The following is a 9,675-nucleotide window of genomic DNA, read 5'->3' on the forward strand; positions in this document are numbered from 1 at the left end:
TCTCCCACATTATTTATATAAAACCATTATTTCGTAGTTATTATATTTTTGCAATATTCAAATTATATAAACGCAAAAAAGCACGAATTTTATCACATATAATTGTGATAAAACTCATGCTTTTAATCATATTTGAAAACGCCATAATCTTATTTAGTGCTGAACCTGGCAATACTTTTTCATATCTATGAAAATATTCAGGATCTGGTAAAGGGCCACTTCTAGTTAAAAAGATTTCTCTTGCAATAATTTTTTGACGTTCTTCTGTATTGTCTGCATTTTCCAACTTTTGATCTAGTACTTTAACATCATTTAAAACTTTTTTACGAGACATCTTTTAATCCCTATCTTCTAGAGTAAAAATCTAAGGCATTTTGGATGTCTACACCTATATTTGTCCAATCTTCAGCAACTCTATATCTATCATCATTTGACGCTTTATACGTTTTTCTGTCTTTATTTTTTTTGATGCCATTGTAACCATTCATATCTCCAGAAATCATATATGCTTTAGCGACTGTCTTCAATACATTTTTCATAACGATCCCCTCACATTGTAAGTCTATAATAATATGTACATTTTACTGTTGCAAAAAATTTTTACCTTCTGACAAAACACTTCCCCACATAACTAGGAAGAGAGAATCTTAAAAAACGGTATCAAAAATGGTATCAAACCATTCAAGTAAGTACTTAAATTGCTTGATACCACTCATATAAAGCCTATCCGATAGACCCTTCCATTTCAAATTTGATTAAACGGTTCATTTCTACCGCGTATTCCATTGGTAATTCTTTTGTGAATGGCTCGATAAAGCCCATTACGATCATTTCTGTCGCTTCTTCTTCAGAAATACCACGTGACATCAAGTAGAAGAGTTGTTCTTCTGATACTTTAGAAACTTTCGCTTCATGCTCTAATGAAATGTTGTCATTAAAGATTTCGTTGTAAGGGATTGTATCTGATGTTGATTCGTTGTCGAGAATCAATGTATCACATTCGATGTTAGAACGTGCGCCTTTCGCTTTACCTCCGAAATGTACAATACCGCGGTATACCACTTTACCGCCATCTTTTGAAATTGATTTTGATACGATTGTTGAAGATGTGTTTGGTGCTTTATGAATCATTTTTGCACCCGCATCTTGAACTTGTCCTTTACCTGCAAATGCGATTGATAATGTACTACCTTTCGCACCTTCACCTACAAGGACACATGCTGGGTATTTCATTGTTAGTTTAGAACCCATGTTACCGTCAACCCATTCCATATTACCGTTGGCATGAACGAGTGTACGTTTTGTTACAAGGTTATAAACGTTGTTTGCCCAGTTTTGAATCGTTGTATAACGTACATGTGCATCTTTGTGTACGATGATTTCAACGACTGCTGAGTGTAATGAGTTTGTCGTATAAACAGGTGCTGTACAACCTTCAACGTAGTTTACAGATGAACCTTCATCCGCAATGATCAACGTACGTTCGAATTGCCCCATGTTTTCAGAGTTGATACGGAAATATGCTTGTAATGGTGTATCTAACTTCACATTTTTTGGTACGTAGATGAATGAACCACCTGACCAAACTGCTGAGTTCAATGCAGCGAACTTGTTGTCTGCTGCTGGAATAACAGATGCGAAGTACTCTTTAAATAAGTCTTCGTTTTCTTTTAATGCTGTATCTGTATCTTTGAAAATAATTCCTTTTTCTTCAAGGTCTTTTTCCATGTTGTGATAAACAACTTCTGATTCGTACTGTGCAGAAACACCTGCTAGATATTTTTGCTCTGCTTCAGGAATACCTAACTTATCAAATGTACGTTTGATTTCTTCAGGTACTTCATCCCATGAACGCTCTGAACGTTCTGATGGCTTAACATAGTATGTGATATCGTCAAAGTCTAATTCTGACAAGTCGCCGCCCCATTGTGGCATTGGCATTTTGTAGAATAATTTCAATGCTTTGAGTCGGAAGTTTAACATCCATTCCGGCTCACCTTTCATATTTGAGATTTCACGTACAATATTTTCTGTCAAGCCGCGTTCTGATCTAAAAATTGATACGTCTTCATCATGGAAACCGTATTTGTAATCGCCCACATCAGGTGCTTTTTTAGCCATCAATCATCACTCCTCTATATTCTTAACATCTTGTATGCCTCAGCACACTTTATATCACTTCATAGACACTTATTCTTCTTCTGTCGTGCCTTTACCTTCTTTTTCAACAGTTCCTTTTTCCAATGCTTTCCACGCCAGTGTTGCACATTTGATACGTGCTGGGAATTGTGACACACCTTGCAGTGCTTCAATATCTCCCATTTCCTCAGTGATTGTGTAATCTTCACCAAGCATCATTTTTGTGAACTCTTGACTCATTTGCATCGCTTCTTTGAGACTGCGTCCTTTAATCGCTTCTGTCATCATTGATGCACTTGACATTGAAATTGAACAACCTTCACCTTCGAATTTTGCATCGTGCACAATGCCATCTACAATATCGAATGTTAAATGAATGCGGTCACCACATGTTGGGTTATTCATATCTACCGTCATCGTACCATCTTCAATAACACCTTTGTTACGAGGATTTTTGTAGTGATCCATAATCACAGAACGATACAATTGGTCTAAGTTATTAAAATTCATATGAGAAAAACTCCTTCGTTTTCTTCAATCCTTCGACGAGTTGATCAACGTCTTCTTTTGTATTGTAAATATAGAAGCTCGCACGTGCTGTAGATGATACATTCAACCATTTCATTAGCGGTTGTGCGCAGTGGTGTCCTGCACGTACAGCAACACCTTCTGTATCAAGTGCTGTCGCAACATCATGTGGGTGCACGCCATCCATATTGAATGTAATGACACCTGCACGTTTGTCTGCTGAAGGACCATAAATTGTAATTCCTTCAACTTGTGACAATTGCTCATATGCATATTGTGTCAGTGCTTGCTCATGTTCATGAATTGCATCAAATCCGATTGCTTCAAGGTACTCAATTGCTGCTTGCAAACCAATCGCCTGTGCAATGAGTGGTGTTCCTGCTTCAAACTTCGTTGGTAAATCTGTCCATGTACTTTCATAAAGTCCGACAAAGTCAATCATATCGCCACCAAATTCAATGGGTTCCATATCTTGTAAATATTGGCGTTTACCATATAGCACACCAACACCTGTTGGACCAAGCATTTTATGACCACTAAAACTATAGAAGTCCACATCGAGATCTTGAACATCAATTTTCATATGTGGTGCTGATTGTGCACCATCTACAGAAATAATCGCACCGTGTGCATGCGCCACTTCGGCAATTGCTTTCACATCATTGATTGTCCCTAAAACATTCGATACGTGTGCAACAGCAACAATCTTCGTCTTGTCTGTAATTGTTGCTTTGACTGCTTCAAGTGTGAGTTCTCCGTCATCTGTCATCGGAATGAACTTTAACGTTGCGCCTTTACGTTTGGCTAATTGTTGCCAAGGGACAATATTCGCATGGTGTTCCATTTCTGTTACGACAATTTCATCACCCGCTTCAATATTGGCATCACCGTAACTATGTGCGACAAGGTTTATCGCCGCTGTTGTGCCACGTGTGAACACAATTTCTTCAAAGTAACGTGCATGGATAAAGCGACGAACGGTTTCTCGCGCACCTTCATATCCATCTGTTGCTAATGAACCGAGTGTATGCACACCGCGATGCACATTAGAGTTATAGCGTTCATAGTAGTCGTCTAACGCCGCTATCACTTGTTTTGGCTTTTGGCTTGTTGCCGTAGAATCCAAATAAGCAAGGCGTTTGCCGTTCACTTGCTGTTTTAAGATTGGAAAGTCTTGTATGATTGATTTTACATCGAATTGTGAATCAGCCACTGCTATCACAGACCTTTCTAAGTAATGTTATTTACCGACTTTAAGTTCGATTACTTCGCGCAATTGACGTTGTACATCTTCAATTGGTAATTCACGAACAACTGGATCTAAGAAACCGTGGATAACTAAGCGCTCCGCTTCTTCTTGAGAAATACCACGACTCATCAAATAGTAAAGTTGTTCCGGATCTACACGACCGACTGATGCTGCGTGACCTGCTTCTACATCATCTTCATCAATTAATAGAATTGGGTTTGCATCTCCACGTGCATTTTCTGACAACATTAACACACGAGATGATTGGTTCGCTGCTGAGCCTTTACCACCGTGTTTAATGTGACCGATACCGTTAAAGATTGACGATGCGTTTTCTTTCATTACACCGTGTTTTAAGATGTAACCATCTGTTTCTTTACCGTATTGTACGATTTTAGATGTTAAGTTGATTGTTTGATCGCCACGACCGACTACAACTGACTTCAAGTCTGATGTTGAACGGTCACCAATTAAGTTTGTTGTATTATCAATGATTTGGTCTCCTTCGTTCATTAAACCAAGTGACCAGTTGATTGATGCATCTGCTGCTGTTACACCACGACGAATGATGTAACCTGTGAAACCTTTATCTAAAAAGTCTACAGAACCATATGATACTTTCGCATTTGGTGCTGCAATCACTTCTGAAATAATGTTGATTTGGTTGCCTTCCCCACTCGTTGTTGAAAGATAGTTTTCAACGTAAGTAAGTTCAGCACTTTCTTCTGTCACGATTAATACGTGGTTGAAGAAGCTTGCATTTTCATCGTCATGTAACACAACATATTGGATTGGGTCTGCTACAACAACATTTTTAGGTACGTAAACGAATACGCCACCATTCATTAACGCTGTGTGTAAAGCCGTTAAACGATGCTCATCTACTGTTACAGCGTCTTTCATATAATATTTTTCAACAAGCTCGCTGTGATTTTTCAACGCTTCACTGATGTGTTCAATAATCACACCATCTTTTTGTGCTTGTTCATTCACTTTTGTGAAAGCTAATGCGTTGTTATGTTGAATAATGAGATTTTCTGTATTTTCAACGTTGATAATGCGATCAATTTCTGATGGCAAGTCGTTAAGATTTTCAAACGCCACACCAGCTGTGTGATGTTGTTTGAATGAATCGAAATCCCATTTATCGATTTTTGTTTTATCTGGTTTTGGCATTTCTAAAGACTCAGCTTGCGCTAACGCTTCTTTTCGTAGCGTTGTCATCCAAGAAGGTTCGTTTTGAGCCTGTGAATAATCAACAAGTTGCGCTTCAGAAATATTTAATGTTTCAGTCGTCATAATTATTTCCTCCTATATTGATGATTATTACTTCGCTTCTAACGCTTCGTATTCTTCTTTAACCCACTCGTAACCTTCTTCTTCAAGACGTTTCGCTAATTCTGCGCCACCTGATTTTACAACAATACCGTTGTACATTACGTGTACGTGGTCAGGTGTAATGTAGTTTAAAAGACGTTGATAGTGCGTGATAATTAATGAACCGAATTCTTCGCCGCGCATTTCGTTAATCCCTTTTGATACGACTTTCAACGCATCGATATCAAGACCTGAGTCAATTTCATCAAGGATTGCGAATTTAGGTTGTAACATCATTAATTGTAAGATTTCGTTACGTTTCTTTTCCCCACCTGAGAAGCCTTCGTTTAAGTAACGTTGTGCCATATCTTTATCCATTTCTAAGAAGTCCATTTGTTTGTCTAACTTCTTGATGAATTGCATTAAGTTGATTTCTTGACCTTCTTCGCGTTGTGCATTGATTGCTGAACGTAAGAAGTCGGCATTTGTTACACCTGTGATTTCTGATGGGTATTGCATTGCAAGGAAAAGACCTGCTTTGGCACGCTCATCAACTTCTAATTCTAGAACGTTCACACCATCTAATAATACTTCTCCTTTAGTAATTTCAAATGATGGATGTCCCATAATTGCAGAAGATAACGTTGACTTACCTGTACCGTTTGGTCCCATGATTGCATGTATTTCACCAGTGTTAATTGTTAAGTTAACACCTTTTAAGATTTCTTTATCGTCAATAGATACGTGTAAATCTTTAATTTCTAATACTGATGGCATTGATATTCCCTCCAAAGTAAATGTTTGATTCCTCATACTAGTTTATAATAATTTTAATCTAACGTCAAAATCATTTTTCGAATGTACAAGCCTTATTATAACTGAAACTATCTGTTTTATAAACCATTTAAGATTGCAGTTCAGCGCACCAAACGATTCGCGAATAAATCCAATTTAAGAAATGTTATTGATAATAAGTGACGTCCTGTTCTCAATCGGTCTTAAGTCCTATGATTATCACATAACCATTATGGCATTATTATGTTATGATATAGTGACTTACAAGAAAGGATTCGCTTTTATGTCTAAATTTAAACTTTCAAACATTTCACGCGGCTTTGCCATGGGTATTAGTGACCTTATCCCAGGTGTGAGTGGCGGGACAATCGCCCTATTATTAGGGATTTATGATGACTTTATCGCATCTGTGAGTGGTGTCTTCTCTAAAAATTTCAAGAAAAGTATCGCCTTCTTATTACCTATTGTTATTGGCATGGGTCTTGCAATCGGCGGTTTAAGCAGTGTTATTAATTATTTATTAGCAGAACATCCAATGCCAACGATGTTTTTCTTCTTCGGTTTAATACTAGGGATTATTCCATTTTTAGTACGCATCTCAAAAGTTAAACAAACGTATACAGCAAAACACTGGGCAATCATGGTAGCAGCAATTGTATTTCTAGCTGTGATGGCATTCTTTAAAGGCGACTCTGCACACGGTGCCCCATCATACATCGACTTGTCATTACCGATGTTAATTAAATTTTTTGTTGCAGGTATTTGTGCTTCAAGTGCAATGTTACTGCCTGGTATTTCTGGCTCATTTATTTTGTTACTGTTTGGTGTTTATAGCACTGTAACATACAGTATTTCAGAAATCGTGCGCTTTAACTTCCAAGCTTTACCTGTCATTATTACAGTTGGACTTGGCATCGTTGTTGGATTCCTCGTGGCAAGTAAACTCATAACGTACTTACTAGAACATTATACGTATATGACGTACGCAGCTATTCTCGGTCTCGTTATCGGGTCACTCTTCTCAGTGTTCCCAGGCCTACCAACAAACATACTTACAGCAGTCGTGTCGTTTGTGACACTCGTGATTGGATTCATCATTAGTTATGTGTTAGGACGCTACACTGAAGCATAAGCAACAAACAAAAGCAGTATGATCAGGCGACTTTAATTAGTCACTTGCCATACTGCTTTTTCTTTCAAATTTTTTTAATGTTTCAACAGGTTATACAATGAATATTGAGATTTATCAGGTCTAATATGATGATATTGTTTTATAGCATCCACTAAATTATGCTCGTTGTAAAAGTTTTCCACAAACTTTATAGTCTTAACATTTTGTTTGGTAAGATGATTCATAAACGATGAGGGTTTCTGTGAGCTTTTAACTTTTTGATAATCTTTGTATTTATCCATAGCCAGAATCATCAACATTTCAATTTCAGGACGAGTTATGACACAAATTTGCTTATCAATATTGCGTGAGAACATCTTCTTTATTTTAAGTTGATAGTGCTTGTCGACTACCAAAATAATCGTTATTTTGTTTTCATACTTTAAAGTGAGGTACTTTTGTGTGAATTTATTAGCATTCCTAAATTCACCCCCTAGTACTTTTTCGTCAATTAGTTGTTCTCTTTTAAAAAACAACAGATTCTCATCAAGTAATTTATCAACTATATATTTCTCACATTCTCCCTCGCATATAAGAGCAATATAATTATTATCATCAATTTTGTTACGCATTACTTCCCCCTTAAAAACTGACTAATATCTTTTTTGATATTTTGGTAACTTTGGTAATCAGGAACAGTATCAACTACTCCACTTAAAAATATTTCACTTTTCTTCTTATCGGCTCTATCGTATTCACCTAGCCGATCAGATAGCTTTTTCACTTTAATAACTTCTTCTTTGTTTAAAATGTATATGCTATCACTTCTATCAATTTCATCTAAGACTTCTACATAATGAGTACTAAATATCAAGGTTGCTCCATTTTCGTTAATATCAGATAAGAAAAACTCTAAAATAGATGTGACTATTCGCTTATTTAAATGATTTTCAATTTCATCAATTATTAAATATCCACCTCTTAACAGCACTTTTACTACATTTGCAAATATATTTAAGCCCTTAATTGTACCTGAAGACAAAATATCTCCTAAATCAGTTAGATCTGAAGTGTGAACTAAATCCGAATTTTTAAATTTAATTTCAAATTTCGGTAAAGTATGTTTTTTTATTCTATAGTTTTCTTCATCTTTAATTCTAAATATTTCGACACTAGGATCTAAATACCTTATAAATGATTCATTAGTCATATTGCTCATGTAATATGTAAAAACATTCATGTCTGTTAAATTAATCAATTCAAATACTTTACCTCTCTTATCTTCTCTTTCATTTAAGATTGCAGAGAAAATCGAATCTTCATTTTTTAAGTATGAGTTGTTCAACGCTTTTCTATTCTGAAGATGATTATATAGTTCAACATTAAAAATATTTTTTCTGTTTACTCTTTTATTAACTTTTCTCGAATACAAATCTTCGTCATAGAAATATAATTTAGGCTCGGTACTATCATTATTCTCTTTCATGATAGTCGAATTGATTAAATAGATATTATCTTTTTTTTCATCTAACAAATACATTGTCACTTTCAATTCATCACTGAAATTCTTCGCTAAATTACCATGGAATGAAATACTATCATTATCTATATAGATTGATAATAAACTTTCAATAATCTCTAATGTTGTTGTTTTACCAGAGGCATTGATACCAACGAATGACATTGAATTTTGCTTATAAATACTGTTAAATAAAGGCTTAACATTATTATTTGCTTCGTAGGAGTTTACTTTTTTACTGGTTATAAAATCAACATCTAATGTCTTACTTTTAAAATTACTCAAGCCATTTACCACTATTTTCAAAGCTTTCATAATGACATCCTCTTCTCATAATTAAGTTAATCATATTATAACGTATTTTTCGTCAATTCACTACATTTATCTACTTATTAAATATGTATCGGTATTTTAAAGACGGATTTTCCGATATTTTGATTATTATTAAACGATGAGTTTACTATCATATAAATATCTTTATATTCTATTATCAAATAAACCTATAACTACGATATATTAATCATCAAGTATAAAAACCCCATAAATATTGCATTTACAGGGTTCGAAATTATTTTCTTACTTGGCTGGAATTACCGCACCATCGTATTCTTTTTTAATAAAGTCACGGACTTCATCTGATTGCAATGCTTTGATTAAAGCTTGGAATTTTGGATCATCTTTATGCCCTTTTTGAACAACTAACACGTTTGCAAATGGTGATGATTCATCTTCAACCGCAATAGAATCTTTCAGCGGTTTCAAGCCATTATCAATCGCATAGTTTGAGTTCATAATCACTGCATCGCCCTCATTGTTGTTATATGTTTTCGGTAAGAACTCTGCACCTTGTTGATTATCAAATTCTAAATGCTTTTTATTTTCTACAATATCATCTAACTTCGCATCTAAACTGGACCCTATAGATTAGACACTAAAAAAAGAGTGTCGGTCTATAGGGTTATTTTAATGTATAATTTGAGTAACTACTCTAATGACTGAGAGGTGCAAATTGATGAG

General features: G+C 35.4%; 10 protein-coding genes and 1 pseudogene. 1 reads left to right on the forward strand and 10 read right to left on the reverse strand.

All coding sequences use genetic code 11. The annotated features are described in order from the left end of the window. Positions 1-40: 40 nt before the first annotated feature. The 7 genes from TP70_RS06890 to sufC form a co-directional block, all read right to left on the reverse strand. On the reverse strand, positions 41-334 hold the full coding sequence (locus TP70_RS06890) for a hypothetical protein (RefSeq protein WP_044360555.1): 294 nt from the start codon (positions 332-334) through the stop codon (positions 41-43). Positions 335-344: 10 nt separating this feature from the next. Further along, on the reverse strand, positions 345-539 hold the full coding sequence (locus tag TP70_RS06895; protein ID WP_044360556.1) for a hypothetical protein: 195 nt from the start codon (positions 537-539) through the stop codon (positions 345-347). Between the two features lie 184 nt (positions 540-723). Then, positions 724-2,121 carry a Fe-S cluster assembly protein SufB gene (gene sufB / locus TP70_RS06900; protein WP_044360559.1) on the reverse strand — a complete coding sequence of 466 codons (1,398 nt, stop codon included), beginning with the start codon at positions 2,119-2,121 and terminating at the stop codon, positions 724-726. Between the two features lie 69 nt (positions 2,122-2,190). Further along, entirely contained in the window at positions 2,191-2,649 is a 459-nt protein-coding gene (gene sufU, locus TP70_RS06905; protein WP_044360560.1) for a Fe-S cluster assembly sulfur transfer protein SufU, read from the reverse strand. Continuing rightward, positions 2,639-3,889 carry a cysteine desulfurase gene (locus TP70_RS06910; RefSeq protein WP_169743613.1) on the reverse strand — a complete coding sequence of 417 codons (1,251 nt, stop codon included), beginning with the start codon at positions 3,887-3,889 and terminating at the stop codon, positions 2,639-2,641. Before TP70_RS06910 ends, sufU begins: the two co-directional genes overlap by 11 nt. Before the next feature lie 18 nt (positions 3,890-3,907). Continuing rightward, a complete protein-coding gene (gene sufD, locus TP70_RS06915; RefSeq protein ID WP_044360562.1) occupies positions 3,908-5,215 on the reverse strand; it encodes a Fe-S cluster assembly protein SufD in 1,308 nt (435 codons plus the stop codon). Positions 5,216-5,242: 27 nt separating this feature from the next. After that, positions 5,243-6,010, reverse strand: coding sequence for a Fe-S cluster assembly ATPase SufC (gene sufC / locus TP70_RS06920; protein ID WP_044360563.1), 768 nt, complete (start codon positions 6,008-6,010; stop codon positions 5,243-5,245). 301 nt (positions 6,011-6,311) lie between these two features. Here sufC and popT point away from each other — a divergent pair, with 301 nt between their 5' ends. Next, positions 6,312-7,160 (forward strand): polyprenyl-phosphate transporter PopT, encoded by an 849-nt coding sequence (gene popT, locus TP70_RS06925; protein ID WP_044360565.1) that lies wholly within the window; start codon positions 6,312-6,314, stop codon positions 7,158-7,160. A gap of 74 nt (positions 7,161-7,234) precedes the next feature. Here the strand turns inward: popT and TP70_RS06930 are convergent, their stop codons facing one another. The 3 genes and pseudogenes from TP70_RS06930 to TP70_RS06940 all read right to left on the reverse strand — a co-directional run. Continuing rightward, the gene (locus tag TP70_RS06930) at positions 7,235-7,771 is read right to left on the reverse strand and encodes a hypothetical protein (RefSeq protein WP_052502887.1); all 537 of its coding nucleotides are present in this window, start codon (positions 7,769-7,771) and stop codon (positions 7,235-7,237) included. Continuing rightward, complete coding sequence (locus TP70_RS06935) at positions 7,771-8,973, reverse strand: AAA family ATPase (protein ID WP_044360566.1); 1,203 nt, start codon at positions 8,971-8,973, stop codon at positions 7,771-7,773. The genes TP70_RS06930 and TP70_RS06935 overlap by 1 nt, the downstream gene beginning before the upstream one ends. Before the next feature lie 261 nt (positions 8,974-9,234). Next, positions 9,235-9,564 (reverse strand): annotated as a pseudogene (locus tag TP70_RS06940) (MetQ/NlpA family ABC transporter substrate-binding protein); the annotation flags it as partial. Positions 9,565-9,675 lie beyond the last annotated feature (111 nt).

This window comes from Staphylococcus microti (genome assembly GCF_000934465.1).
GTDB classification, from domain to species: Bacteria; Bacillota; Bacilli; order Staphylococcales; family Staphylococcaceae; genus Staphylococcus; species Staphylococcus microti.